The sequence below is a fragment of the Mesorhizobium sp. RCAM 05099 genome, assembly GCF_059683685.1.
The window spans coordinates 1475453-1500479 of sequence record NZ_CM185035.1; the positions used below are offsets into that span (position 1 = coordinate 1475453).

Below are 25027 nucleotides of genomic sequence, written 5' to 3' on the forward strand. Positions count from 1 at the left end.
TCCCTCCCCTCGAGGGGAGGGTGGCCCGACGGGCCGGGTGGGGTCGGTTCACGCCGAGCTCTGCCTCTACGACCCACCCGATCCGCTGCGCGGATCGACCTCCCCTCAAAGGGGAGTGAAACAACGAGGGAGCAAAACATGGTCGGCGCATCGAAGTCGGAAACGGGAGGCGGCCCGATCCGCTACGGCATGGTCGGTGGCGGGCAAGGCGCCTTCATCGGCGCGGTGCACCGGATCGCGGCGCGCATGGACAATGATTTCGTGCTGGTGGCCGGTGCGCTGTCGGCGAATCCCGAGCGGGCCAAGGCATCGGCCGCCGAACTCGGGCTCGATCCGGATCGCAGCTACGCCTCCTACGCCGAGATGGCCAAGGCCGAAGCCAAACGGCCCGACGGCATCGAGGCGGTGGCCATCGTCACGCCCAACAATGTGCATGTGCCGGCGGCGAAGGCCTTCCTCGAGGCTGGCATCCACGTCATCTGCGACAAGCCGCTGGCAACGACGCTGGCCGAGGCCAAGAAGCTCGCGGCGATCGTCCAGAAGACCGGCAAGGTGTTCGTGCTCACCCACAACTACACCGCCTATCCAATGGTACGGCAGGCGCGCGAGATGGTGGCCAAGGGCGTGCTCGGCGACATCCGCATCGTGCAGTCGGAGTATCCGCAGGACTGGCTGACCGAGGACCTTGCCGCCACCGGCCAGAAGCAGGCGTCGTGGCGCGGCGACCCGAAGCAGGCGGGCGCCGGGGGCGCGCTCGGCGACATCGGCACGCACGCCTATAACCTCGCCCGTTTCGTGTCCGGGCTGGAACTCGCTTCCTTGTCGGCCGATCTCGACGCCTTCGTGCCGGGCCGGCTGCTCGACGACAACGTCAACGTCATGCTGCGCTTCAAACCGGCCGGCAAGACTCATCCGGCCAAGGGCATGATCTGGGCAAGCCAGGTGGCGCCGGGCCATGAGAACGGGCTTAAGCTGCGCATCTACGGCTCGAAGGGTGGGCTGGAATGGGTGCAGGCCGACCCGAACTATCTCTGGTACGCGCCGTTCGGCCAGCCGAAGCAGCTGATCACGCGAAATGGCGCCGGCGCGCTGCCGGTAGCGGGGCGTGTCAGCCGCGTTCCGTCGGGCCATCCGGAAGGCTATCTCGAAGGCTTCGCCAACATCTACCAGGAGGCGGCGCGGGCGATCCGCGCGGCACGGCGCAAAGGCGGCAAGCCGGCAAAGGATGTCGTCTTCCCGACCATTCAGGATGGCGTCGAGGGCATGGCATTCATCGAGGCTTGCGTGAAGTCGTCGAAGAAGAATGGAGCGTGGACGAAGCTTTAAGCGCGCAGCGGGTCACGAGGGTCCTCCTCGCCCGGATTGCTGAGGGCAATCGGGCAATCCGACCTCTCCCCGAAGGGAGAGGAGATCGTAGGCGCGAATATTCGCCTCTTCTCCCAACGGGAAAGGTGGCCGCGAAGCGGCCGGGTGGGGGTGCCTGGCCACAGCGAAGCGAAGGCAAGGCGGGGAGACTTTGTGGCAAAGCCGGCTGGGGAAACAACCGGCAGTCAAATTGGGAGGGGCGTCGATGAAGATCGGCATGTGCATGTTCTTGTGGACGACGGCGGTGTCGAAGAAACACGAGCCGCTGCTTCGCGACATCAAGGCGACCGGCTTCGATGGCGTCGAGATACCGATCTTTGCCGGCACGCCGGACGACTACAGGAAACTCGGCGAATTGCTCGATCGCATCGGGCTCGAGCGGACCGCGGTTTCAGCCATGGGCGATCCGGCGATGAACCTGATCTCGGCGGATGCGGCAACGCGCAAAGCCGGCATCGACTACATGAAATGGGCGATCGACTGCGCGCAGGCGCTTGGCGCGAACAAGTTGAGCGGCCCGCTGCATTCGACGCTCGGCGCTTTTTCGGGCGCCGGGCCGACGGCCGCCGAGAAGAAGCGCTCGGTCGCTTCGCAACGCGCCATCGGCGACCATGCCGGCAAGAAGGGCGTCACCATCGGGCTCGAGGCGCTCAACCGCTTCGAATGCTATCTTCTCAACACGATGACGGATCTGTCAGAGCATATCGACGCCATCGACCGGCCGCACATCAAGGCGATGTACGACACCTTCCATGCCAATATCGAGGAGGCCGACCCGATCGGCGCCTACACAAAGCACTGCGGGAATGTCGTGCATGTCCACATTTCGGAGAATGATCGCGGCGTGCCGGGGCGTGGCAATATTCCGTGGAGAGAGACGTTCGCGGCGATCCGCAAGAGCGGCTATGACGACTGGCTAACGATCGAAGCCTTCGGCCGCTCGCTCAAGGACTTGGCGGCGGCGACCAAGGTGTGGCGCGATTTTTTCGAGAGCCCGGAAGCCGTCTACCGCGACGGTTACAAGCATATCAGGAACGGGTGGAAGAAAGCCGCTTAGGGTATGCCTGATATTCAGGTGAGGCCGGTCTGCAAGTGGCGGCTTCCTGCGCTTCCGGTACTCACGTACTTCGAGTACGCTCCGCTCCGGTTCTCGGAAACCACCTTGTTTGGTCGCTTCGCGCCCGTCTTCGACTCGGCCTGACCTGAATCTCAACACACCCTGAGGCGCCGAACCGGTTACTTCTGCTCGGTCTGGATCCGGTTGTAGTCATGGATCGTCCGGCTCAGCCTGCGGCGCAGGAAATTCGATATGTGTCGAAGACAAAGACGACGACCAGCGTCAGCAGCACCATGTAGAAGACGTTGGCCCAGTTGGAGTTGGTGCGCATCGCTTCCCACAGCTTTAGGCCGATGCCGCCGGCGCCGACGGCACCGATGATGGTCGCGCCCCTGGTGTTGGATTCCCACTGGTAGAGCGTCTGGCTGATGAACACCGGGATCACTTCCGGCAGCACGCCATAGCGCTGCACCAGAAGGCCGTTGGCGCCGGTCGAGACGACACCCTCGCGCGGCTTGTCGTCGATGTTCTCCAGCGCCTCGGAATAGGTTTTGCCGAGCGTGCCGATCTCGGTGAAGAAGATCGCGGCGCTGCCGGCCAGCGGACCCGGCCCGAAGGCGCGGGTGAAGAACAGCGCCCAGATCAGCATGTCGATCGAGCGCATGAAGTCGAAGAAGCGCTTCAGCACCTGGTTGACCAGCCGGCTGGGCGTGATGTTGCGGGCGGCGAAGAAAGCGAGCGGGAAGGCGACGATGCCGCCAAGAGCGGTGCCGAGAAAGGCCATGACGATGGTCTGCAAGAGCTTCGTCCAGACATCGCCATGCTGCCACTGGGCGTTGTTCCAGATGTTGTCGCCGGCCAGCGCCAGATTGGACGTGCCCGGCTTGAGTTCGGGCCCGGAAACGATGAGCGAGGCCACTTCGCCCGCCGGTTTGCCGAAGAACGGCGAGCGGGTATCGAAGACAAAATTCGCCCAGCCGAGGAAGCGCTTGCGTATCTTGACGCGGTCGGCGGCGACACGGACCTCGCCGGCAAATCCCATGTCGGCGACGACCTCGTCCTCATGCGCGATGATCCAGTCGGGAACCGGGCCGGAGATCAGCGGCTTGCCGGTGTCCAGCGCGACTGGCACGGTCTCACCGTTGGCAATGATCGTTGCTTGCATCTTGTTGAAGGTGACCGACTTGGCGGCGCCATCGATCAGGATCGTCACCGAACCGTCGGCATTGGTCTTGACCCAGTCCGGATGTGGGTCCGGGCCGAGCACCGAGAAGCGAGGATATTTGGCGGTGATCTGCGGTTCGTCGAGGCGGAAGATCGGCTGCACGTCGTAGCTGATCCATTGGGTCAGGAACAGCGGCAGGCGCTCCCAGTGCGAGTCCCGCATCACCTGCGGCAGGTTGAAGAACCACAGGGCGTAGAGGAGGTAGACAAGGGTGCCTCCAAGCAACAGCAGCGGTCCGAAACGCTGGTGGAATGGGCGCCGGAACACGTGCGGAAAGCGCTCCTCGATCGACTGGATCTGATCGGCGGTCATGGTGGTCATCGGTTAAGCTCCAACCATGAACGCTTGCTCGCCGACAAGCTTGCGACGCAGCCAGGCGGAGAACTGGTCGACGATGAAAATCGTGGTGAACAGGAGCAGCACCAAGGCTATCGTCTTGGCCCCGAAGCCGCGGGAGATGGACAACTTCAGCTCTTCGCCGATACCGCCGCCGCCGACCGCTCCCATGATGGTGGAGATGCGCACGTTGATCTCGATTCGCAGCAGTGTGTAGGACATGAAGTTGGGCAGCACCTGCGGCAGGCCGGCAAAGCGCATCCGCTCGAACCAGTTGGCGCCGACCGCTCGCAAGCCTTCCTCGGCGCGCATGTCGATGTTCTCGTTGATCTCGTAGAACAGCTTGCCCAGCGCGCCGATCGAATGCAGGCCGATGGCGATGATGGCGGCGATCGGGCCGATCGAGACAATGGCCGCGAACAGACCGGCGATGACGATCTCGGGAAAAGCGCGCAGCAGTTCCATGAAGCGCTTGACGATCAGCCGCAGCACCGGATGCGGCGTCAGGTTGCGCGCCGCGATGAAGGAGAACGGCACGGCAAAGACGAAACCGATGAAGGTCGAGACCAGCGCCACGTTCAGCGTGGTCAGCATCAACTCGAAATATTCGGGGATGTAGAAGCTGCCCCAGACATAGGCGCGGCCGAGCGGGAAGTTGAATTCCTGGGTGCCGGTGTCGTGTGGGGAGGCGACGTCGAACATCGCCCGCCAGACATCGTTCCAGTCCTTGGGGACGAGCCAGCTCAGGAAGTCCAGTATGTGCGGCAGCCGGTCGAAGAAATGCCCGGCGTTGGCTTCGTCGGCGAACCACATGGAGCCGCAGAGCGCGACAATGAGCAGGCCGACACCGATGGCCGTATAGAGCCGGCGCAAGGATGTCTGGCGTCGCCAGGCATCGGCTGCCTGGTGCGTCGCGTCTGAATGAGCGGTCAAGGAAAGGGTCATGATCGGAGATGCAAAAAGGGCGGTGCCGCCGCATCGGCCCGAAAATCGAAGTCCGATCTTCGGAAAGTCCGATGCGGCAATCTAAAGTGCTAAAGCGTACTTTGTGCGTCCAAGTGGACGCACGTCGCTTTAGTAACACCGTCCTTCCTGATTTTACCGTTAGCCGCCGATGGCTGCCTTACGGGCTTCGACGATGACGTTGTAGAAGTCCGGCTTCACCGGGACGTAGCCGGTAAAATCGCCGCCTTCGATGCCTTCGAAGCAGGCCTTGTCCTTCTTGGGGAGCTGCGTGAAAAAGTCGGCAAGCTTCGCGGTCATGTCGTCGCCGAGCGCAGTGCGCACGACCAGCGGGCCGTTCGGGATCAGGCCCGAGCGCCAGACTTCGACGAAGTCGTTGGGGTCGACGGCACCCTTGGCGACTTCCTTGTGGAAGGTGCCGGAGGTGTAGCCATCCTTGAAGTCGCCGATGCCGGAGGAATCGTCCACCGCCACGTCGACCTTGCCGTCACGCACGGCCAGAACGTTGTTCTCGTGGCCACCATTGAACTGGGTCGAAGCGAAGAAGGTTTCGTTGGAGGCGCCGGTATCCTTCGGAATCTGGGTCAGCGGGATCAGATAGCCGGAAGTCGAATCCGGATCGGCGTAGCCAAGCTTCTTGCCCTTGGCCGACTTGATGTCGGTGATGCCGGAGGACTTGAGCGCCAGGCCGATCGAATAATAGCCGGTCGCGCCGTCGGTCTGCTGGGTGGTGAGGATCGGGGTGACGGCCTTCGGGTCCTTGAGAACGACGCTGGCGTAGCCGGAAGCGCCGAGCTCGGCGAAGTCGAGCGTGCCGCCGAGCAGGCCCTGGATGACACCGTCATAGTCGGCGGCCGGGAACAGCGACACTTTCTCGAAGCCGAATTCGGCCTTCAGGTGGTCGGCGAGGCACTGATAGTTGCGCAGCCGGTCGGTTTCGTTTTCACCGCCGAGAATGCCGACGCGAAATTCCTTCATATCGGCGGCATGAGCCATGCTGGTCGCCATTGCGAGCACCGAAACGGCGCCAAAAACCATCTTCCTGAACATCTGATCTCTCTCCTGTAGGTTCCGGCCCCGCGCCGGCAGCGTTCTTGATTTCGACAGGTGCCCTTGACGCGGGCGGGCGATCCCAACCGCTCTTTTCTGGCCCGTGGTCTTTCCCGAAAACCGGATTCCAAGTTTCGCTAACGCGGACCTTCGGTTCGGGACCATGGGTTCAGTAACCCGGGAATGCGGGCTCGAGCGGTCCGGCGGATGCGGCGATCTTTTGCTTGATGGCAACGCTGGTCGAGGTGATGGCCTCGGAGATTTCGGCGCCGTTGCTGTCGGCGCCATAGACGAGACGCACGGCCTCGCGGTTGAGCTCTTCCGGCGGGCCATCGAAGACGACCTTGCCGGCAGCCATGCCGATGATGCGGTTGCAATAGGTGCGGGCGGTATCCAGCGTGTGAAGATTGGTGACGACGGTGATGCCGTCGCGCAGATTGATATCCTGCAGCGAATCCATCACCACCTTGGCGTTGAGCGGGTCGAGCGAAGCGATCGGCTCGTCGGCGAGGATAACCCTGGGCTGCTGCATCATGGCACGCGCGATGGCGACGCGCTGCTGCTGGCCGCCCGACAAGGTGCCGGCGGGCTGCAGTGCCGTGCGGGCGATATCGAGCCGCTCCAGCGCCGCAACCGCCTCGGCGCACTCGGCGCGCGAGAACATACCGAACAGATTGGTGATGGTCGAACGGTGGTTCAGCTTGCCGAGCAGCACGTTGGTCAGCACATCGAGGCGCGGCACCAGGTTGAACTGCTGGAAGATCATGGCGCAGTCGCGCTGCCAGCGCCGCAACGGCGAACCACGCAGCTGGGAAACCTCGGCGCCGTCAAAAAAAATCGACCCCTGGCTGGGATCGATGAGACGGTTGATCATGCGCAAAAGGGTCGATTTGCCGGCTCCGGAACGGCCGATAATGCCGACCATCTGACCTTGCGGGATGGAAATGTCGACATTGCTGACGGCGATGTTCTTGCCAAATCGGCGAGAGACGCCGCGGATTTCGAGCGTGGCTGACGTTGCTGACATGGGCAGGTTCCAGTCCAGTCGCGGTTGAAGGTCTGTTGGCCTTCGCTAGCGCAGCGCCATGAACCTGCGGTGTCGGATTGATGTCAGTTTTGTTACCGCCCACAGACGCGGCGTCTGGCGTCCCTTTCAGAGCGATCAGCCGAGCACAAGCAACTCCTCGAAGTGCTTCATGTCGCGGAATGCACAGAAGGCAGGCGTCCTGATCTCGATCACCGGCGCCTGCCGCGCGAAAAGCGCGAGAGAGTCATCGAACAATGCTTGCCATTCAGCCGCCCTGTCGTCGGCAAGACGCTGGATCTGATAGGCAAAGGTGATGTGGAAGACGTAAGCGTCGTGATCGGGGTGCCGGTATCCGAACGGCACGGCCAAGGCATCGCGCCAGGCACGCATGATGCCCACGTCCTCGTCCGTCGCGCCGGCAACGGTGAGTCCCGTCGGTACGACTTCGACCACCTTGATGTTGAACGGGCCAAGGCCCTCGAAGCCTTTCAGCCGTTCCAGATAGAGGCGGGTCATCGCGTCGATGCTGGTGTCGAGCGGTACGTCCCGCGGCCAGTAGGGCAAGCGGCGGCGGTATTCGATGATGCCCTGGAAAAGCGTCATGTGCAGGCTGGAGACGGGCGTGAAGGCGAGCCGGTCGGCGTCGGGCATCGCCAGCATCCGGTCGCGCACCGCAAGCACCACGGCCTCGGATGGCGAACCGCTGACCAGGTGGCTGACAACCGTATTGCCGGGCTCGATCAGGAAATTGCCCGACGTGTCATAGCGGGTGCCGAGATGCACCGGAGGGGTCGGATTGGAGCCGGCAAAGAATCCGGCGAGCGACGGTCTGACAGAAACAGGCATTGCGATCTCCAAGGGAAAGACCGCGTCCTGCCCCGGCGATGTGTCAGGGATATGAAACAGGTTCGCCCATGACGATGATGTGATGGCCTATCTCTCGTTGTCTAACGCAATTCCGGACGGAAAACCGTTTCCCACTTTTCCTGCAATTGCTCTACCCGCCATATTTCTCCAGGAAGGCTTCGGCCTCAAGCGACCGAAAATCATCGAGCGAGGCGCGCAGCCTTGCGTGGTCCCAGTCCCACCAGGCAAGCGCCTGGTAGCGCTCGGCGGTGCGGCGGTCGAAGCGCTCGCGGATCGGTTTCGCCGGCACGCCGCCGACGATGGTGTAGGGCGCGACATTCTTCGAGACGACCGCTCCGGCGCCGACCGCCGCGCCATCGCCAACAGTGACGCCAGGCAGGATGGTCGAGCCGTGACCGAGCCAGGTGTCATGACCAATGGTGACGCGCTTGGCGCGGCGCTGGGCGAAGAATTCGCTCTCGTGCTCGGCATCGTCCCAATAGTCGGAGGCGCGATAGGTGAAATGGTGTAGCGTCGGCCGCCATGTCGGGTGGTTGGTGGCGTTGATGCGCACGCTTGCCGCAATGTTGGAAAACTTGCCGATCGTCGCGCACCAGACGGCGCAGTCCTGCATCATGTAGGAGTAATCGCCGAGTTCGCTTTCGGAAACCCGGCTGCGGTCGGCGATCTCGGTCCAGCGGCCAAGTGTCGAGTTCTGTATCTCCGCCGTCGGGTGGACCAGTGGCGCTTCCGATAATTTCCTGGTCATGCGGCGATTTTTCCCGGGGCAAAAACGGTGACGTCAATGATGCGGTCGGCAACCGCCTCGCGCACGTCGTGGTCGTGGAAGATGCCGAGCAGGGCGACGCCCGCCGTCTTCTTGCCAGCGATGAGTTGGATCACCACGTCGCGGTTCCTGGCGTCGAGCGAGGCGGTCGGCTCGTCGAGCAGCAGGATCGGGTGCTCGGTGATGAAGCCGCGCGCGATGTTGACGCGCTGCTGCTCGCCACCGGAGAAGGTCGCCGGCGGCAGCGCCCAGAGTTTCTCCGGCAGGTTGAGTTGCGCCAGCAAGGCGCGCGCCTTGTCGCGCGCGCTCTCGCGGTCCTCTCCGCGCTCGACCAGCGGCTCGGCGACGACATCCAGCGCCGGGACGCGCGGCACGGTGCGCAGGAACTGGCTGACATAGCCGATGGTCTGGCGGCGCACCGCAAGCACGGTGCGCGGGCTGGCGGTGGCAAGGTCGATCAGGCCGTCGTCATGGCTGACGATGATCTGACCCTCGTCGACGGCGTAGTTGCCGTAGAGCATCTTGAGGATCGAGCTCTTGCCAGCGCCGGACGGGCCGCCAAGCACGGTGCATTCGCCGGCCCTGATCGAGAACGAGACACCGGCGACGACAGGCAATTTGATACCGTCGCGCAGATGCATGGTGAAGCTCTTGGCGACGTCGGAGACGACGAGCGGGGTTGCCATGTCAGTGTCCTTTGCTTTGCCGCATGATCTGGTCCGAAAACCGCCTTCCACTTTTCGGGATCACGCGGCTAGACCTGCAAAATGGAAGAAACGAGAAGCTGGGTGTAGGGCGCGCGCGGGTCATCGAGCACACGGTCGGTGAGGCCGCTTTCGATGACGCGGCCGTCCTTCATCACCATCATGCGTTGCGACAGCAGGCGTGCCACGGCGAGGTCGTGGGTGACGACGATGGCGGCGAGACCAAGATCGGTGACCAGACCGCGCAACAGGTCGAGCAGGCGCGCCTGCACCGAGACGTCGAGGCCGCCGGTCGGTTCGTCCATGAACACCAGGCGTGGCCCGGTGACGAGGTTGCGGGCAATCTGCAGGCGCTGGCGCATGCCGCCGGAAAAGGCGCGGGGCTCGTCGTCGATGCGGTCCTCGTCGATCTCGACGCGCGACAGCCAGTCGACGGCCGTGGCGCGGATCTTGCCGTAATGGCGATCACCCACAGCCATCAGTCGTTCGCCGACATTGGCTCCGGCCGACACCGTCATGCGCAGGCCATCCGCTGGGTTCTGGTGGACGAAACCCCAGTCGGTGCGCATCAAAAAGCGGCGCTCGGCCTCGCTCATGCGGTAGAGTTCGCGGAACTGGCCGTCGCGCATGCGGTAGCTAGCGGTGCCGGAGGAGGGCAGCAGCCGTGTCGACAGGCAGTTGAGCAGCGTCGTCTTGCCGGAGCCGGATTCGCCGACCACCGCCAGAACTTCGCCCGGCCACAGGTCGAAGGAGACGTTGTCACAGCCGACGCGCGAGCCGTAGAATTTGGAAAGCGCCGAGACGCGCAGCAATGGTTCGTCGGTCATTGCGCCGGCTCCATGTTTCCTGGGGCAAGGTGGGTTTCCGGGGCAAGATGGCCGCGATGGCCCTCTTCACGCCGCTTCTCGCAGTGATCGGTGTCGGAGCAGACGAACATGTGGCCGCCATGGTCGTCGAGAATGACCTCGTCGAGATAGACATTCTCGGCCGCGCACAACGCGCAGGGTTGGTCGAAGGTCTGCACCTCGAACGGATGATCCTCGAAGTCGAGGCTGACCACGCTGGTGAAGGGCGGCACCGCGTAGATGCGCTTTTCGCGGCCGGCGCCGAACAGCTGCAGGGCCGGCGAGCGGTGCATCTTGGGATTGTCGAATTTCGGCGTTGGCGACGGGTCCATCACATAGCGGCCCTCGACCTTGACTGGATAGGCATAGGTGGTGGCGATGCGGCCATGCCCGGCGATGTCCTCGTAGAGCTTGACATGCATGAGGCCGTATTCCTCCAGCGCGTGCATCTTGCGCGTTTCGGTCTCGCGCGGCTCGAGGAAGCGCAGTGGCTCCGGGATCGGCACCTGGTAGACCAGCACCTGGCCCGCCGTCAGCGGATGTTCGGGGATGCGGTGGCGGGTCTGGATGATGGTGGCGCTGGCGGTGTCGGTCGTCACCGCGACATTGGCGACCTTCTTGAAGAAGGCACGAATGGAGACTGCGTTGGTGGTGTCGTCGGCACCCTGGTCGATGACCTTGAGCACATCGTCGGGGCCGATGATCGAGGCGGTGACCTGGACGCCGCCGGTGCCCCAGCCATAGGGCATCGGCATTTCGCGCGAAGCGAACGGCACCTGATAGCCGGGGATGGCGATGCCCTTGAGGATCGCCCGGCGGATCATCCGCTTTGTCTGCTCGTCGAGATAGGCGAAGTTGTAGGTGGCGATGTCGGTCATGGCGATCACATCCGCTCTATGCTATTGAATTGACTTCCAATGCGCGGAAACAGGGCCAAGTTCAGATGACCCAAACCGGATGGATACACATCGGAATCCTGCTGCTGGTTTTCGCCGGCGTGGTTGCCTTTGTCCTTCGAAGAATGGTTCTTCCCACGCCGAAAGATGGCGCGCAGGGCGAGACTGTTGCCGGCGCAAGTGGTGGTTACGGCGGCGGCTTGGTTGATGGCGGCGGCCATTAGCATCACTCCGCAGCCTCCCTTTTCTCTTCCGCCTTCACTGGATTTTCACGGGCTTCATATTCGGCTCGCATGCGGCGCACGAGGTCGAGTTCGGCCTGGAAGTCGACATAGTGCGGCAACTTCAGATGCTCGACGAAGCCGGTCGCCTGGACATTGTCGGAATGCGAGATGACGAACTCCTCGTCCTGGGCGGCGGCGACGACATCCTCACCCAGCTCGCTGGCGCGCAACGCCCGGTCGCAGAGCGCCATCGCCATCGCCTTGCGCTCGCTCTGGCCGAAGACGAGGCCGTAGCCGCGGGTGAATTGCGGCGGCGCCTTGGCGGAACCCTTGAACTGGTTGACCATCTGGCATTCGGTGACCCGCACTGTGCCGAGCGGCACCGCGAAGGGCAGTTCGGGCACCTGCAGTTCCAGCTCCACCTCGCCGATGCGGATCTCGCCGACGAAGGGATGGTTGCGGGCATAGCCGCGCTGGGTGGAGTAGCCGAGCGCCAGCAGAAAACCTTCGTCGCCGCGTGACAGCGCCTGCAGGCGGATGTCGCGCGCCATCGGGAACTCCAGCGGCTCGCGGGTGATGTCGCCGGGAACATGATCCTGCGGCATCTCGCCGTCCGGCTCGATCAGGCCTTCGCGGGCGAGGATCGCCGACACGCGCGGCATGGCTTCCGCTTCCGTCTCGCGCCGCAAGGGCTCGGCGACATCGGCGCCGGCGGCAAGCTCCGGATCGAGCAGCCGGTGGGTATAGTCGAATGTGGGCCCAAGCAGCTGGCCGCCGGGCAGGTCCTTGTAGGTTGCCGACACGCGCCGTTCGACCAGCATGTTGGCGGTGTCGATCGGCTTTGTGTAGCCGAAGCGCGGCAGCGTGGTGCGATAAGCGCGCACCAGGAAGATCGCCTCGATCATATCGCCGCGCGCCTGGACGATGGCCAGTGCCGCCAGTTCACGGTCGTAGAGCGAGCCTTCGCTCATCACCCGGTCGACGCCGAGCGCCAGCTGCTCGACGATCTGATCGAGCCGAAGTGCAGGCACGGAACGGTCGCCGCGCCGGCGGTCGGCAAGCAGGCCGTGCGCGTTGGCAATTGCGGCTTCGCCACCTTTTACCGCGACATACATCCTACGCCTCCATCGTCTTGATGCGCGTCGTGCGCGGCAGGCAGGCGATGCCGTCCACGGTGGCGAGGATGATGTCGACGCCGCGCGGAAAGCGCTTGATATTCTGTTTCCACTGCTCGACGAAATGACGCGGCATCCGGGCCGGTGCGATCGTGATGCTGGTCTCGATGCCAGGGCCTTCGAGCAGCAACGGGGCGCCCGAAGCAAGATCGCCGACTTGCAGGATCAGCGTGGTCGAGCGATCGGGATAGTCCTGCGTGCCTTGCGAAAAACCATCGAGTGCCATCATCTCGGCCGGCGTGGCGACAAATGCGAAATGCGCATCGGCCGGTGTGTTGGCCAGTGGTGCGCCAGAATGGAAACCAAGCCAGGATCTGATCGCGGCGGAGGTTTGCAGTGCAGGGTCAAGCCAGAGCGGGGTGTCGTTGTCGCAAAGCGCCAGTGCTATGGCGCCGGCGGTTGCCGAGAGCGGCGCCGGCGGGCGGGCGAAGGCCGGCAGCGGCTGCACGCTACCCGGCCGCGCCATCGCGTCCATGACGGCGCGGAACACGGTCTGGGCGTTGAAGACCGGATCGGCGAAACCGCCCTCGATCGATTGCACAGCTGCGTCCATCAATCTTCTCCGCGAACCATTGTGAAGAAATCCACCTTCGTCGCCGCCGTCTCGGCGCGGCGCCGTTCATGCGCTGTGGTCAGCGCCGCCTGCAGGGGCGCGATGATTTTGGTCTCTATCTCGTTGCGGCGGGCCGGGTCCTGCCACAGCGCGTCGGCGATGGCCGCCAGCCTTGCCTTCTGCCTGTCGCGGCCAAGCGCATAGCAATGGCCGACCTGCCCGGACGGCAGCCTGACGGTGGCCCGGGTAACGGTCGCCTCGCCGACATTGAAGGGCGCGCCGCCACCGCCGATGCGGCCGCGCATGGTCACCAGGCCGGTCTCGGGGCCGCGCAGCAGTTCAGCTTCCGAGGGCAGGCCGGCCTCGTTCCAGAGCCGGACGATGTCATCGCCGCTGGATTGCGCCAGTGTTGCCATGGCGGCCTTGCGCTCGGCCTGGTCGCGGGCTTCCTGTCCTCGCATGAACGACATTCCTCTTGTCTAAATTTGTCTATTGATATAGACATCTATACAAATTATACCCATTATCTAACGCGAGTCCATGACGGGTGGATGACAAGCGATAGAAGGCTGCGGGCAAATGATGATCGGGCGGCTGGCAGCTGACAGAATCGAGCGGCGCAGTGGCGTCTCGCTCTGGCGGCAGATTGCCGACAAGATCCTGCACGCGATCGCCATTGGCGATTTCGCCGAGAATGCCGCGCTGCCGCCGGAGGTAGCGCTGGCCGAGCGCTACGGCGTCAACCGTCACACCGTGCGCAGCGCCATATCCGCCCTCGTGCAGGAAGGAATACTGCGGGCCGAGCAGGGGCGCGGCACCTTCGTGCTGTCGCGCAAACGGCTGTCCTATCCGATCGGCGCGCGCACGCGTTTTTCGACGGGTCTGCAAGGGCAGACGTCGGAAAGGCACATCGTCCTGCTCGCCTCGTCGGTCGAGCCGGCCAGCCAGCGCGTCGCCGAGGGTCTTGGCCTTGCCACGGGGGCCGATGTGATACGGCTGGAGACGCGCGGCGAAGCCGATGGGCGGCCGGTGTCACGCGCCGCCGGCTGGTTCGAAGCGGGGCGCTTTGCCGGCATCGATGCCGCGATGGCGGAGACCGGTTCGATCACCGCATCGCTGGCGCGTTTCGGGATAGACGATTATCTCCGCCAATCGACCGTGCTGTCGGCGCGCCATGCCGACGCTGCCGACCTTGCCGATCTCGACCTGCAGCCGGGCGCCATCGTGCTGGTCACGGTCGCCGTCAACGTTACGCCCGACGGCCAGCCGATCCAGTTTTCCGAGTCGCGCTTCCCGGCCGAGCGGGTGGAACTGAAGCTGTCGGCGCTGTAGGGAGTGCCGGCCTTAATACGAGACCAGCGGCTTGGCGTTTGAGACCGCCTTCGACCTGCGTGGGGCGTCGTCAATTCGGGCCGGGCTCACCGCCTGCCATGTTATGACCCGACCTCGATCACAGCCTTGATCAGGCCGGATTTCTCGTGTGCCCAGCGCGAGAGATCGCGCGGCGTTTCGGTGAGCGATGTGCGGTGGGTGACAAGCTTGGCCAATGGCACCGCGCCGTTGCGGATCGAGGCCGCGACGTGATCGAAGTCGGCGCGCAGCGCATTGCGGCTGCCGATCAGCGTCATCTCTCGCTTGTGGAATTCCGGATCGGAAAAGACGATGTCGTCCTTGACGACGCTGACCAGCACCAATGTTCCACCATGCGCGACATGGGCGAAGGCCGACTGCACAGACTGGGTGTTGCCGGTGGCGTCGAAAACCATTTCGAAGCCTTCGCCGCCGGTTGCTTCCTCGACCAGATCTGGTACCGCGCCGCGCGAGCCGTCGAGGGTCTGGAAGCCGAGCTCGCTCGCGGCGAAGGCGAGCCTTTCGCTGCTCATGTCGAGCAGCGTCACGTCGAGCCCGGCGATGCGGGCGAAGATGGCCGTGCCGAGCCCGATCGGACCGGCGCCGATGACCAGCGTGCGGGCGCCGGGATCGGCGCGTGAGCGCCGCACGGCATGCGCGCCGATGGCGAGGAACTCGACGGCGGCGGCGTCCGCCAGCGACAGACCGTTTGCCGGATAAAGATTTTGCGCCGGCACCAGTATCCGTTCGCACATGGCGCCGTCGCGATGGACGCCGAGCACCTCGATCCTGACGCAGCAGTTCGGCTTGCCGTGCCGGCAAGCGATGCACCTGCCGCAGGAAAGATAGGGGTTGATGACGACTGGCTCGCCAACGACCATATCCACACCTTCACCGGCCTCGACCACGGTTCCCGACACTTCATGGCCCATGATGCGGGGATAGGCGAGGAACGGGTGCTTGCCCTCGAAGATATGGTAGTCGGTGCCGCAGATGCCGACATGGCTGACCGCCACCAGCGCCCAGCCGGGTGGTGGCGAGCCGGGTGCGGGACGATCTTCCAGGACAAGATCGCCGGGCGAGCGGCAGATGACGGCTTTCATGCTTCAATCCAGTCTTGTCATGAAATCGCCGGCCCGGCAGTAATGTCGGGCCGACGATTGATTGAGGGCGGTCTACTTGCCGCGGCGGCGCAGTCCGTCGAAGTAGACGATGATGATGATCAGCGCGCCGGTGATGATGCGCTGCCAGAACGAGTTGACGTTGAGCAGATTGGCGCCGTTGTTGATGGTGGCGAGGATGAAGGCGCCGAGCAACGGGCCATGGACGGAGCCGACGGCGCCGAACAGCGAGGTGCCGCCGATCACCGACGAGGCGATGGCCTGCAGTTCCCAGCCTTCGGCCTGGGTCGGATTGCCGATGCCGATGCGGGCGGCAAGCAGCACGCCGACGAAGGCCGCGCAGAGACCCGACAGCGTGTAGGCCATGTAGATGGTCCGCTGGACGTTGACGCCGGAAAGGCGCGAGGCCTCGGCGTTGGAGCCGACCGAGAACAGATACCGGCCCCAGCGGCTGTGGTGGAGGAAAACATAGGCCGGAATGCCGACCAGGATGACCATCCAGAACAGATTGGGGATGCCGACGAAGGAATTGCGCGAGAACGCGGTGAAGGTGTCGCTGTTGATGTTGATCGAGTTGCCATTGGTCATCAGCAAGCCGATGCCGCGCAGCGAGGTCAATGTCGCCAGCGTGATGATGAAGGGTGGCAGGCCCATCTTGACGATGCCGAAGCCGTGAAACATGCCGATGCCAACGCCGACCAGCAGCGTCACCAGAATGGCGAGCCAGATGGGGAAACCGGCATTGATCATCATGGCGACGACGACGGTGGCGAAGCCGACCACGGCGCCGACGGACAGGTCGATGCCACCGGTGATGATGACGAAAGTCTGGCCGACCGCCATGATGGCGATCATCGAGCCCTGCCGCAAAAGATTGGCCAGGTTGTTGCCCGAGGCGAAGCTTGGCGTCGCCACGGAAAGCACGATCCACAGCAGAACCAGCAGCGCCAACAGCGTCAGCCCAAACAGGACGTTGTAGTTGCGCTTCGGTTTCTCGACAGCAATCGCCTCGGTGCTCATATCTGTCCTCCCAGCTTTTCTTGTTTCTCGGCGAGCGCCTGCGTGAGAATGTCCTCGTGGCTGGCGGCGCGAAAACCGTGCGTCGCCACCAGTTTGCCGCGCCGGAAAACGTGCAGCGTGTCGGCGAGCTCGTAGACTTCCGGCAGATAGGACGAGATCAGGATGATGCCGGCGCCTTTCGACAACAGTGCGCCGAACAGGCGGTAGATCTCGGCCTTGGTGCCGACATCGACGCCGACCGTCGGTTCGTCGAAGATGAACAGCTTGGCGCCATGGGCCAGCCATTTGCCGATGACGATCTTCTGCTGGTTGCCGCCCGAAAGGCTGGAAGCCAGCGCGCCGCGCGTCGGCGTCTTGATGCGGAGATCGGCGATCTGGCGGTCGGCTTGGGTCTTTTCCTGCGCGTTCGAAATCAACAGATTGTTCGAAATGCGCTTGTAGATCGGCAGATTGAGATTGAGCCCGACCGACAGGTTGAGACAGAGACCCTGGTCGCGGCGGCTTTCCGGCGCCAGCGCCATGCCGAGCTTGATCGCATCATGCTCGGAATTGACCTGGACCTCCTTGCCTTCCCAGAAAATCTGGCCCGCTGATTTGCGGTGGCGGCCGTAAAGCGTGGTGACGAACTCGCTGCGCCCGGCGCCGATCAGACCATAGAGCCCGACGATCTCGCCGGCGCGAACCGTCATCGAGACATCCTCAAAGCCCTTGCCGGACAGGTTCCTCGCCTCGAGGATCGCGGCGCCGGGGGTGAAATGCTCCTTGTGGTAGACCTGCTCGATCGAGCGGTTGATCATCATCTTGACCAACTCGGCATCGTTGGTCTCGGCGATGTTGCGGGTGCCGACCAGGGTGCCGTCGCGCAGCACGGAAACGCGGTCGGCGAGTTCGAACACCTCTTCCATGCGATGGCTGATATAGATGATCGTCACGCCTTCGCTTTTAAGGCGACGGATCAGGGTGAACAGCTGGTCGGCCTCCTTGCGGGTCAGGTAGGCCGTGGGTTCGTCGAAGATCAGGAACTTGGTTCCGCGCACGGTGGCGCGGGCCGCCGCGATGAGCTGCTGCTGGCCGATGGTGAGGTCGCCCAGCGTGACATGCGCCGGCAGGTCGAAGCCGAGATCGTCGATGATCTTCTGCGCGTCCTTGACCATGGCCCGCTGCTGCAGGATGCCGAAGCGCGAATTCTCCTCGCCGAGGAACATGTTGGCGGCGACCGTCAGGTGGCGGCAGAGCACCACTTCCTGATGCACGGCATTGATGCCGAGCGCCATCGCCTCATGCGGTGTCGCCAGGGCTGCCGGCTGACCTTCCCAGATGACTTCTCCGGAGGTGCGCGGCATGACGCCGGTCAAAAGCTTGATGAGGGTCGATTTGCCAGCGCCATTCTCGCCGACGATGGCGTGGATCTCGCCAGACTTGAAGGCGAGGTTGACCGGCTTCAGCGCGTGGGTGCCGGGATAGCGCTTCTCCAGCCCCCGCAATTCGAGGATGGTCCGCCCTGGTGCCAGCACCGGTGCCGGATGCAGTTCCTGCGCCGTCGACGTCATGACAATCCTCCCAGATTGGCCTCACGATTGGCACGCGGCAGGGCAAATATGCCCGGAAAACAGCCTAGCCTAAGCCCGCGGATTTCCAAGCAGCTTGTGCCGGCGGCGGATGTTTCCGGGGCCTGGGCCCCGGAAACCATTGCGGATGCGATGCTCAGAGCTTCGGGTTGAGCAGCGCGTCGATCTTCGGTTCTTTCATGTTGTCCTTGGTCACCAGATTGGCGCCGGTGTCGACATTGGCCTCGACCTTCTCGCCTTTCGAGGCAGCGAGCGCGGTCTTGATGCCGTCATAGCCCATCCGGTACGGATCCTGGACGACAAGGGCGGAAATGACGCCGTCGTTGAGGAACTTGATCAGCTTCTCGTCGCTGTCGAAACCGACCAGCGCCAGCTTGCCGCCGAGGTTGTTTTCGGCGACGGCCTGACCGACGCCCTGCGCCATGATCAGGTTGGAGGCGAAGATACCCTTGAGGTTCGGGTTGGCAGTGATCAGGTCGGTGGCGATGTTGAGGCCGGTGGTGGCCTGGCCGTCGGCATATTTGTCGGCGACCAGCTTCAGGCCCGGATATTTTGCCTTGAGCTGTTCGGTGAAGCCCTGCTTGCGCTGTTCGAGCGAGCCGGCGCCAGGTGCGTTGGTGATCAGGGCGACGTCACCCTCGATCTTGCCGCCGTTGGCGGCGCCGATGGCGGCTGCGAGGCCGTCGGCGGCGACGCGGCCACCCTGCACGTTGTCGGTGGTCAGGAACGAGGTGAACGCCTTGGAGTCGGCGCCTGAGTCGATGCCGATAATCTTGACCTTGGCGGCGGCTTCATCGATCGGCTTGCCAAGCGCCTTGAATTCGGTCGGCGCAATGACGATGGCCGCCGGGTTGCTGGCAACGGCGTTCTCGAGGATCGACACCTGGCCGTTGACATCGGTTTCAGCCTGGGCACCGAGCTCGGGCACGTTGACGCCGAGATCCTTGCCTGCCTTGCGGGCACCGGCCAGAACGATCTGCCAGTAGAAGGACGTGGTGTCCTTGACGATGATCGGAATGGTCACGTCCGCCGCCGAAACCGGCGCCGAATGCATCACGCCGGCGAGCATCGAAGCTGCTGCCAGCGCCATCACAGCGCGGCGGTTGAGAATGCTGGTCACGAATTTCATTAGGATTCCTCCCTAAGTCGCCCGTTGAACGTTACGGTAGCTCCGTCCGGATAGGCGCGGCCCAAACAGAACTTTATCAATAAAAAACAGTTACGATGTTTTGATAGTGCATCGATCCTGTCGATGCAAGCGGTGTTTCGCGCCAATCCTCCCAAGATCTGGCGGAGACACATCGACCGCACCGCTTCTCCCTTGCCGTGGCCAAACGCTTCCCGTTCCGTTCCTTGAAGGTATGGAATATTAATTCCATACCTTAGTCAATATGGAATGTTCGTTCTCCTTTGGCATCGCAAGTTTGTGAAGCCGGGGCCTGCGAGAGCGGGCGTTTCGGCGGGGCGCCAGCCTCATCCCAACTCCTGCACCACCGTATAGGGACGGTATCTGGCATAGTCCGTGTCCGGCACTTCGATGTCGAGCAGTTCGAGGTTGCGCGTCAGGTTTGCCAGCTTGGCGGTGCCGGTCAGCACCGTGGCAACCGCCGGTTCATGCAGAGGAAACTGGAAGGCGGCAGCGGCGAGGGGATAACCGCCTTCGGCGGCGATCCTTTCCATCGCTCCGACGCGGTCGAGCACATCGTGGCTGGCGGGCTGGTAGTCGAAATGCGCGCCCTGGACCGGCCCGGTCGCCAGTATGCCGGAGTTGAACACGCCGCCGATGACCAGTGACGTCTGTTGCGCCCGGCACAGCGGCAGCAATTCCGCTTCCGCGCTGCGGTCGAGCAAGGAATAACGGCTGGCGAGCAGGATACAGTCGAGCGGCGCCCGGCGCATGACGTCGAGGCAGATCTGGACTTCATTGACGCCCAGTCCATAGGCGGAAATGACGCCAGAGGATTTCAGCTCCTCCAGCGCCTTGAGACCGCCATCCATCAGCTGGCGAAAGTACAGCTTGTTCTTCTCGACGCCATGCGTGTAGGCGCCGATGTCATGCACGAACAGGATGTCGATCTTGTTGAGGCCAAGCCGCGCGTAGCTGAACTCGACCGAGCGCATGATGCCATCATAGGAGTAGTCGTACTCCAGTGCGAAGGGCAGCGGATCGACATAGGAGTGATCGGGAACCTGGTCATCGGGCACCGGGTGGAACAGGCGGCCGACCTTGGTCGACAACACATAGGAATCGCGTGGCTTGTAGCGCAGGAAGTCGCCGAAGCGTCGTTCCGACAGGCCGAAACCGTAGAAGGGCGCGGTGTCGAAGTAGCGCAAGCCCGCTTCCCAGGCGCCTTGCAGCGTCTCCATCGCCGCCTCGCGCGAACAGGCGCGGTAGAGGCCGCCGATCGCGGCGCCGCCAAAGCTGACCTCGGTGACCTCGAGCGCAGTCTGACCGATGCGGCGTTTTTCCATGCACGACCTCCCGTTCCCGACCGTTGTCCGGCCTGGCAGTCTTCAGATATCGGTGAAATCTAGAGCGTTGCGCCAAGATGCCAGGGCACGAACTCGTTGTCGCCGTAACCGAAATCCTCGCTCTTGGTCTTGCGGCCCGAAGCCGTCTCGACGATCAGTTCGAAGATCTCGCGGCCCATGCCGGCGATGGTCTTTTCGCCGGAGGCGATGACGCCGCAGTTGACGTCCATGTCCTCTTCCATCTGGTGATACATGGTCGAATTGGTGGCGACCTTGATCGACGGCGTCGGCCGGCAGCCGAAGCAGGAGCCGCGGCCGGTGGTGAAGACGATGACGTTGGCGCCGCCAGCCACCTGGCCGGTGGCCGAGACAGGGTCGTAGCCGGGCGTGTCCATGAATACCAGGCCGTGCCCGGTGACCTTTTCGGCATAGCCGAACACGCCGTTGAGCGGCGTCTGGCCGCCCTTGGCAACCGCGCCCAGCGACTTTTCCAGGATGGTGGTCAGGCCGCCGCGCTTGTTGCCGGGCGAGGGGTTGTTGTCGATCGAGGCGCCGTGCTTGGCGACGTGATCCTCCCACCATTTCACGAACCCGTCGAGCTTCTGCGCGACCTCCGGCGTTGCCGCGCGATAGGCGAGCAGATGTTCGGCGCCGTAGATTTCCGTGGTTTCGGAGAGGATGCCGATGCCGCCGACGCCGGCCAGGATATCGACAGCCGCACCCAGCGCCGGATTGGCCGTGATGCCCGACATGCCGTCGGAGCCGCCGCATTGCAGGCCGACGACGATCTCGCTGACCGGGATCGGCTCCCGCTTCAACTGGCCGACTTCCTCGGCGATCTCGGCCAGCACGCCCATCGCCTTTTCGACCGATTTGCGCGAACCCCCGGCGTCCTGGATGTTGAAATGGCGTTTGCCGGCGGCGACGCCCTTCTGGCCGTAAAGGGTCAATTGATTGACCTCGCAGCCGAGACCGACCATCAGCACGCCGCCGAAATTCGGATGGCGGGCATAGCCGGCGAGCGTGCGGTGCAGCACCATCATGCCGTCTCCGGTGGCGCTCATGCCGCAGCCCTGGCCGTGGACGATGGGGACGAAGCCGTCGATGCCGGGATATTTCGGCAGCAGCGTGCGGTTGGCTGTGTCGGCAATGGAACGGCAGACGGTGGCCGAGCAGTTGACGCTGGCGATGATGCCGATGAAGTTGCGCGTGCCGGCGCGGCCATCGGCGCGGCGATAACCCATGAAGGTGCGGGCGCGGTCCGCCTCCGTCGCGTGCTCCGCCTCGCTCGGCGGCACCACCGGCAAGCGGCCGGATTCGAAAACCAGATTGTGCGAATGGACATGCTCGCCGGGCGCGATGTCCTGCGTGGCGCGGCCGATCGCCTGGGCGTATTTGACCACGGCCGAGCCGGCGGGAATGGGCTTGATCGCCACCTTGTGGCCGGGCTCGATGACGGCGGTGGCAAGCGCGCCGCCCGGCAGCGTGGTGCCGATCTCGATGCGGCCGTTGGCGACGGCGACATTGTCGGCGGCGGAGAGAAGAATGCTGTTCGAGGCGTTCACGGGCGGTTTCCTGGGTGATCCTGGGATGCGCGGGCGGATTGACACGCGCCTGTTAAGAGATAATGTCTTTTATCGTGAAAAAACATTTTTGCGTCAATTGTTTTTTCGCCGCAGCTCCGCATGGCTCTGGGTGAGGGGTGCGTCAAGCACTGAGCCAGACCATGGATTGCCGAAAAGCGATTCCGCTTTTCGGGGCCATGCGCTAGGAACGTCATATTGCGCTTCAAGCCGGCCACCGCAAGCGCCGGGCGTGCAACGGGTCAGGGATGTCGAAGAGCAACAACGTCTACAAGGATGCCTACAACCGCTGCCTCAGGCTGCTCGACGAAACGCGCAGCCTGCCGTCGGAGCCGGAGCTGGGTACCTTGCTTGGCGTCAGCCGTACGACCGTCCGCAGCATCCTATCGCGCATGGAAGAGACTGGGCTGATCACCTGGAACAAGCGTGCCAAGACGGTGCTGCGCGAACCGCGTCCAGATGATTTCTTCCCGGAGGAAGAGACCGACACGCTGGCAGAGATCATCGAGCGGTCGTTCATGCGACGGCTGCTTGCCGGCGGCGCCGAGGCCGGCATGCAGATCAACGAGCTCGAACTGGCGCGCGAGATCGGGGTCGGCACCACCAGCGTGCGCGAGTTCCTGATCCGCTTCTCCCGCTTCGGCCTGATCGAGAAGCGCCGCAACAGCCATTGGGTGCTGAAGGGCTTCACCCGCGCCTTCGCGCTGGAGCTGACCGAAATCCGCGAGATGTTTGAACTGCGCTCGGCGGCCGCCTTCGCCGCCTTGCCGCAAGACAGTACCGTCTGGGTCGATCTCGACCGTCTGGAAGATGAGCATCGCCTGCTCGCGCGCGAGATCGCCACCCGCTTCAACGAATTCTCGGAGCTGGACGAGCGCTTCCACCGGCTCATCCATCGCGCGTCGCGCAACCGCTTCATCGTCGATTTCTATGACGTCATCGCCATGATCTTCCACTATCACTACCAGTGGAACAAGGCGCAGGAGCGTGAGCGCAACGAAGTGGCGGTCGGTGAGCATCTTGCCTATATCGAGGCGCTCAAGTCGCGCGACCTCGGCAAGGTCGACGCGGCCTGCCGCAAGCACCTGAAGTCGGCGCGTCACACCTTGCTGACCTCGATCCCTGAAAACCGGCCGCTGCCAAAGTCCTGATCGCGCCGCGTTGCCGCAGCATCGAATTGCCGATTTTCCACCCGCCAGCCGCGTGCTAGACATGTAGCATTGCTGCAAAGAGGCAGGGCTTTGAGCGTATCGAGAAGACGGTGGAGCATGCCGGTCGCGCTTGTCGCGGCCTATCTGCTGCTGCTCCAGTCGACGCTCGGCGCGTTCGCCTTCGGCGCCGGGCCGACTGCAGCGCAGATCGACGCTTTCGGCAACGTCATCTGTACCCATGAGGGTGCGGCCGAGCTTCCGGGCGGCAATCCGCAACCGTCCCATATGCCGGCATGCTGCGTGCTTGGCTGCAGCATGGTTTCGGTGGCCTTCGCGCCGCCGCCCGACACCGGCCTGGCGCTGGGCAGCCTGTCCTTTGAACCGGTCGCTTTTGTCTTTCCGGCGACGACGCACCTGGACTTCGCGCGTGAGCGCTCGCCGTCGAACCCGCGTGCGCCACCGCTGACGGCCTGAGCCTGTTTGCCTTGCGGAACCTTTCGCCGGCGTACCCATCCAAAGATCAGAATTGCTCGCGACCGGTACCGGCGCGATCATCCCTTCATGGAGCAACCATGTCCTATTTTTTCCTTACCGCGGCGCGGCCTACGCTCGGCCGCAACAGATTCTTCCTGCGTAGCTTCGAGGAGCGTCTCGGCATTGCCGTGCTGGCTTTTGCCCTGTTGTTCGCCGGCGCCCAGACTGTCCTGGCGCATGAGTTCAAGGTCGGCGATCTCGAGATCGGGCATCCCTGGTCGCGCGCCACGCCGGCTGGTGCCAAGGTGGCCGGTGGCTATTTCACCATCACCAACAATGGCAGTGCGCCGGACCGGCTGCTGTCGATTTCCTCCGATGTTTCGGACAAGGCCGAGCTGCATGAGATGGCGGTGAAGGACGGCGTCATGACCATGCGGCCGGTTGCCGGCGGCCTGGAAATCCCGGCTGGCGGCAAGGTGGCCCTTGCGCCTGGCGGCTATCACCTGATGTTCATCGGACTGAAGCGGCAACCCAAGCAAGGCGAGAAATTTTCCGCCACGCTGACTTTCGAAGAGGCTGGCACGGTCAGCGTCGATTTCGCCGTCGAAGGCATGGGCGAGATGGGTGGCATGGACGACCACGCCAATTGATCGCGCCAGCAAGTTTCAGAGGGACCATCATGAACAAGTATCTTTTGTCGGTTGGCGCGCTTTTCGTGCTGGGGACAAGTGCCGCCTTCGCGCACATAACGCTCGAAACCCAGGAAGCCGCGGTCGGCTCGACCTACAAGGCAATCCTGCGCGTGCCGCATGGCTGCGACGGCAAGGCGACGACCGCGCTGCGCGTACAGATCCCGGAAGGCGTGATCGCGGTGAAGCCGATGCCGAAGCCGGGTTGGACATTGCAGGCCAAGAAGGGCAAATACGAAAAATCCTACCAGCTCCACGGCCAGGCGGTGACCGATGGGGTGAAGGAAGTCGATTGGAGCGGCGGCAGCCTGCCGGATGAATTCTACGACGAGTTCGTCTTCCGTGCACAGTTGACCGCGGATCTGCCGGCGGGTGAAAAACTCTACTTCCCGGTGGTGCAGGAATGCGATGGCGTCGCCGATCGCTGGATCGAGATCCCGGCGGCCGGCCAGGATGAAGATGCGCTGGAGTACCCGGCACCCGGCATCAAGCTGTTGCCCAAGAAATGATTCTTGGCGGCGCGCTTCGGATCAGAGCGCGCTGCTC

General features: G+C 63.6%; 25 protein-coding genes and 1 pseudogene. 7 read left to right on the forward strand and 19 right to left on the reverse strand.

The genetic code is table 11. The features are described from left to right. The first annotated feature begins 138 nt into the window (after positions 1–138). Entirely contained in the window at positions 139–1326 is a 1188-nt protein-coding gene (locus AC56QQ_RS07305; RefSeq protein ID WP_497126103.1) for a Gfo/Idh/MocA family protein, read from the forward strand. A 244-nt stretch (positions 1327–1570) separates the two neighbouring features. Continuing rightward, on the forward strand, positions 1571–2422 hold the full coding sequence (locus AC56QQ_RS07310; RefSeq protein WP_497126105.1) for a sugar phosphate isomerase/epimerase family protein: 852 nt from the start codon (positions 1571–1573) through the stop codon (positions 2420–2422). Positions 2423–2601: 179 nt separating this feature from the next. On the opposite strand, the pseudogene phnE (AC56QQ_RS07315) reads toward AC56QQ_RS07310, so the two are convergent. The 13 genes and pseudogenes from phnE (AC56QQ_RS07315) to phnG form a co-directional block, all read right to left on the reverse strand. Then, positions 2602–3968, reverse strand: a pseudogene (gene phnE / locus AC56QQ_RS07315) (phosphonate ABC transporter, permease protein PhnE). 3 nt (positions 3969–3971) lie between these two features. Then, positions 3972–4928: a phosphonate ABC transporter, permease protein PhnE gene (gene phnE, locus AC56QQ_RS07320; protein WP_489863342.1), complete on the reverse strand. Its 957-nt coding sequence runs from the start codon at positions 4926–4928 to the stop codon at positions 3972–3974. Between the two features lie 159 nt (positions 4929–5087). Beyond that, the gene (gene phnD / locus AC56QQ_RS07325) at positions 5088–5996 is read right to left on the reverse strand and encodes a phosphonate ABC transporter substrate-binding protein (protein ID WP_497126107.1); all 909 of its coding nucleotides are present in this window, start codon (positions 5994–5996) and stop codon (positions 5088–5090) included. 169 nt (positions 5997–6165) lie between these two features. After that, positions 6166–7023, reverse strand: coding sequence for a phosphonate ABC transporter ATP-binding protein (gene phnC / locus AC56QQ_RS07330; protein WP_497126109.1), 858 nt, complete (start codon positions 7021–7023; stop codon positions 6166–6168). 135 nt (positions 7024–7158) lie between these two features. After that, entirely contained in the window at positions 7159–7869 is a 711-nt protein-coding gene (locus AC56QQ_RS07335) for a DUF1868 domain-containing protein (protein ID WP_497126111.1), read from the reverse strand. A 151-nt stretch (positions 7870–8020) separates the two neighbouring features. Continuing rightward, positions 8021–8638 (reverse strand): DapH/DapD/GlmU-related protein, encoded by a 618-nt coding sequence (locus AC56QQ_RS07340; protein ID WP_497126113.1) that lies wholly within the window; start codon positions 8636–8638, stop codon positions 8021–8023. Beyond that, the gene (gene phnL / locus AC56QQ_RS07345; RefSeq protein WP_489863338.1) at positions 8635–9342 is read right to left on the reverse strand and encodes a phosphonate C-P lyase system protein PhnL; all 708 of its coding nucleotides are present in this window, start codon (positions 9340–9342) and stop codon (positions 8635–8637) included. Before phnL ends, AC56QQ_RS07340 begins: the two co-directional genes overlap by 4 nt. A gap of 68 nt (positions 9343–9410) precedes the next feature. Then, complete coding sequence (gene phnK / locus AC56QQ_RS07350; protein WP_091583414.1) at positions 9411–10187, reverse strand: phosphonate C-P lyase system protein PhnK; 777 nt, start codon at positions 10185–10187, stop codon at positions 9411–9413. Further along, positions 10184–11083 carry an alpha-D-ribose 1-methylphosphonate 5-phosphate C-P-lyase PhnJ gene (locus tag AC56QQ_RS07355; protein WP_497126115.1) on the reverse strand — a complete coding sequence of 300 codons (900 nt, stop codon included), beginning with the start codon at positions 11081–11083 and terminating at the stop codon, positions 10184–10186. The genes phnK and AC56QQ_RS07355 overlap by 4 nt, the downstream gene beginning before the upstream one ends. Positions 11084–11088: 5 nt before the next feature. Then, positions 11089–11322 (reverse strand): hypothetical protein, encoded by a 234-nt coding sequence (locus AC56QQ_RS07360; RefSeq protein ID WP_489863336.1) that lies wholly within the window; start codon positions 11320–11322, stop codon positions 11089–11091. A 5-nt stretch (positions 11323–11327) separates the two neighbouring features. After that, positions 11328–12440 carry a carbon-phosphorus lyase complex subunit gene (locus AC56QQ_RS07365; RefSeq protein ID WP_497126117.1) on the reverse strand — a complete coding sequence of 371 codons (1113 nt, stop codon included), beginning with the start codon at positions 12438–12440 and terminating at the stop codon, positions 11328–11330. Position 12441: 1 nt separating this feature from the next. Further along, positions 12442–13053 (reverse strand): phosphonate C-P lyase system protein PhnH, encoded by a 612-nt coding sequence (phnH, locus tag AC56QQ_RS07370; protein WP_497126120.1) that lies wholly within the window; start codon positions 13051–13053, stop codon positions 12442–12444. Continuing rightward, a complete protein-coding gene (phnG, locus tag AC56QQ_RS07375) occupies positions 13053–13514 on the reverse strand; it encodes a phosphonate C-P lyase system protein PhnG (protein ID WP_489863333.1) in 462 nt (153 codons plus the stop codon). Before phnG ends, phnH begins: the two co-directional genes overlap by 1 nt. Positions 13515–13635: 121 nt before the next feature. Between phnG and phnF the strand changes: the two genes are divergently transcribed. After that, entirely contained in the window at positions 13636–14385 is a 750-nt protein-coding gene (gene phnF, locus AC56QQ_RS07380; RefSeq protein WP_497128905.1) for a phosphonate metabolism transcriptional regulator PhnF, read from the forward strand. A gap of 101 nt (positions 14386–14486) precedes the next feature. On the opposite strand, the gene AC56QQ_RS07385 is transcribed toward phnF, so the two are convergent. The 6 genes from AC56QQ_RS07385 to AC56QQ_RS07410 all read right to left on the reverse strand — a co-directional run bounded on the left by AC56QQ_RS07385 (position 14487) and on the right by AC56QQ_RS07410 (position 22149). Continuing rightward, positions 14487–15506 (reverse strand): zinc-binding alcohol dehydrogenase family protein, encoded by a 1020-nt coding sequence (locus tag AC56QQ_RS07385; protein WP_497126122.1) that lies wholly within the window; start codon positions 15504–15506, stop codon positions 14487–14489. Between the two features lie 72 nt (positions 15507–15578). Next, positions 15579–16544, reverse strand: a complete 966-nt coding sequence (locus AC56QQ_RS07390) for an ABC transporter permease (protein WP_497126125.1) — start codon at positions 16542–16544, stop codon at positions 15579–15581. Continuing rightward, positions 16541–18094: a sugar ABC transporter ATP-binding protein gene (locus AC56QQ_RS07395; protein WP_497126127.1), complete on the reverse strand. Its 1554-nt coding sequence runs from the start codon at positions 18092–18094 to the stop codon at positions 16541–16543. The genes AC56QQ_RS07390 and AC56QQ_RS07395 overlap by 4 nt, the downstream gene beginning before the upstream one ends. 154 nt (positions 18095–18248) lie before the next feature. Beyond that, positions 18249–19241 carry an ABC transporter substrate-binding protein gene (locus tag AC56QQ_RS07400; protein WP_489863329.1) on the reverse strand — a complete coding sequence of 331 codons (993 nt, stop codon included), beginning with the start codon at positions 19239–19241 and terminating at the stop codon, positions 18249–18251. A gap of 344 nt (positions 19242–19585) precedes the next feature. After that, the gene (locus AC56QQ_RS07405) at positions 19586–20584 is read right to left on the reverse strand and encodes an aldo/keto reductase (RefSeq protein ID WP_497126129.1); all 999 of its coding nucleotides are present in this window, start codon (positions 20582–20584) and stop codon (positions 19586–19588) included. Between the two features lie 59 nt (positions 20585–20643). Continuing rightward, a complete protein-coding gene (locus tag AC56QQ_RS07410; protein ID WP_497126131.1) occupies positions 20644–22149 on the reverse strand; it encodes a UxaA family hydrolase in 1506 nt (501 codons plus the stop codon). A gap of 266 nt (positions 22150–22415) precedes the next feature. Between AC56QQ_RS07410 and AC56QQ_RS07415 the strand changes: the two genes are divergently transcribed. From AC56QQ_RS07415 to AC56QQ_RS07430, 4 genes are all read left to right on the forward strand, one after another. After that, positions 22416–23318 carry a GntR family transcriptional regulator gene (locus AC56QQ_RS07415; protein WP_489863326.1) on the forward strand — a complete coding sequence of 301 codons (903 nt, stop codon included), beginning with the start codon at positions 22416–22418 and terminating at the stop codon, positions 23316–23318. Between the two features lie 117 nt (positions 23319–23435). Further along, positions 23436–23792: a hypothetical protein gene (locus AC56QQ_RS07420; protein ID WP_489863325.1), complete on the forward strand. Its 357-nt coding sequence runs from the start codon at positions 23436–23438 to the stop codon at positions 23790–23792. Positions 23793–23890: 98 nt separating this feature from the next. Beyond that, on the forward strand, positions 23891–24442 hold the full coding sequence (locus AC56QQ_RS07425) for a copper chaperone PCu(A)C (RefSeq protein ID WP_497126133.1): 552 nt from the start codon (positions 23891–23893) through the stop codon (positions 24440–24442). A 29-nt stretch (positions 24443–24471) separates the two neighbouring features. Then, the gene (locus tag AC56QQ_RS07430; RefSeq protein WP_497126135.1) at positions 24472–24990 is read left to right on the forward strand and encodes a YcnI family copper-binding membrane protein; all 519 of its coding nucleotides are present in this window, start codon (positions 24472–24474) and stop codon (positions 24988–24990) included. The last annotated feature ends 37 nt before the right edge of the window (positions 24991–25027 follow it).

Bases quoted from the DNA above. Each gene is read 5' to 3' on its own strand.
- AC56QQ_RS07305 (WP_497126103.1), top strand. From the start codon at position 139: ATGGTCGGCGCATCGAAGTCGGAAACGGGAGGCGGCCCGATCCGCTAC.
- AC56QQ_RS07310 (WP_497126105.1), top strand. From the start codon at position 1,571: ATGAAGATCGGCATGTGCATGTTCTTGTGGACGACGGCGGTGTCGAAG.
- phnE (WP_489863342.1), bottom strand. From the start codon at position 4,928: ATGACCCTTTCCTTGACCGCTCATTCAGACGCGACGCACCAGGCAGCC.
- phnD (WP_497126107.1), bottom strand. From the start codon at position 5,996: ATGTTCAGGAAGATGGTTTTTGGCGCCGTTTCGGTGCTCGCAATGGCG.
- phnC (WP_497126109.1), bottom strand. From the start codon at position 7,023: ATGTCAGCAACGTCAGCCACGCTCGAAATCCGCGGCGTCTCTCGCCGA.
- AC56QQ_RS07335 (WP_497126111.1), bottom strand. From the start codon at position 7,869: ATGCCTGTTTCTGTCAGACCGTCGCTCGCCGGATTCTTTGCCGGCTCC.
- AC56QQ_RS07340 (WP_497126113.1), bottom strand. From the start codon at position 8,638: ATGACCAGGAAATTATCGGAAGCGCCACTGGTCCACCCGACGGCGGAG.
- phnL (WP_489863338.1), bottom strand. From the start codon at position 9,342: ATGGCAACCCCGCTCGTCGTCTCCGACGTCGCCAAGAGCTTCACCATG.
- phnK (WP_091583414.1), bottom strand. From the start codon at position 10,187: ATGACCGACGAACCATTGCTGCGCGTCTCGGCGCTTTCCAAATTCTAC.
- AC56QQ_RS07355 (WP_497126115.1), bottom strand. From the start codon at position 11,083: ATGACCGACATCGCCACCTACAACTTCGCCTATCTCGACGAGCAGACA.
- AC56QQ_RS07360 (WP_489863336.1), bottom strand. From the start codon at position 11,322: ATGGCCGCCGCCATCAACCAAGCCGCCGCCGTAACCACCACTTGCGCC.
- AC56QQ_RS07365 (WP_497126117.1), bottom strand. From the start codon at position 12,440: ATGTATGTCGCGGTAAAAGGTGGCGAAGCCGCAATTGCCAACGCGCAC.
- phnH (WP_497126120.1), bottom strand. From the start codon at position 13,053: ATGGACGCAGCTGTGCAATCGATCGAGGGCGGTTTCGCCGATCCGGTC.
- phnG (WP_489863333.1), bottom strand. From the start codon at position 13,514: ATGCGAGGACAGGAAGCCCGCGACCAGGCCGAGCGCAAGGCCGCCATG.
- phnF (WP_497128905.1), top strand. From the start codon at position 13,636: ATGATCGGGCGGCTGGCAGCTGACAGAATCGAGCGGCGCAGTGGCGTC.
- AC56QQ_RS07385 (WP_497126122.1), bottom strand. From the start codon at position 15,506: ATGAAAGCCGTCATCTGCCGCTCGCCCGGCGATCTTGTCCTGGAAGAT.
- AC56QQ_RS07390 (WP_497126125.1), bottom strand. From the start codon at position 16,544: ATGAGCACCGAGGCGATTGCTGTCGAGAAACCGAAGCGCAACTACAAC.
- AC56QQ_RS07395 (WP_497126127.1), bottom strand. From the start codon at position 18,094: ATGACGTCGACGGCGCAGGAACTGCATCCGGCACCGGTGCTGGCACCA.
- AC56QQ_RS07400 (WP_489863329.1), bottom strand. From the start codon at position 19,241: ATGAAATTCGTGACCAGCATTCTCAACCGCCGCGCTGTGATGGCGCTG.
- AC56QQ_RS07405 (WP_497126129.1), bottom strand. From the start codon at position 20,584: ATGGAAAAACGCCGCATCGGTCAGACTGCGCTCGAGGTCACCGAGGTC.
- AC56QQ_RS07415 (WP_489863326.1), top strand. From the start codon at position 22,416: ATGTCGAAGAGCAACAACGTCTACAAGGATGCCTACAACCGCTGCCTC.
- AC56QQ_RS07420 (WP_489863325.1), top strand. From the start codon at position 23,436: ATGCCGGTCGCGCTTGTCGCGGCCTATCTGCTGCTGCTCCAGTCGACG.
- AC56QQ_RS07425 (WP_497126133.1), top strand. From the start codon at position 23,891: ATGTCCTATTTTTTCCTTACCGCGGCGCGGCCTACGCTCGGCCGCAAC.
- AC56QQ_RS07430 (WP_497126135.1), top strand. From the start codon at position 24,472: ATGAACAAGTATCTTTTGTCGGTTGGCGCGCTTTTCGTGCTGGGGACA.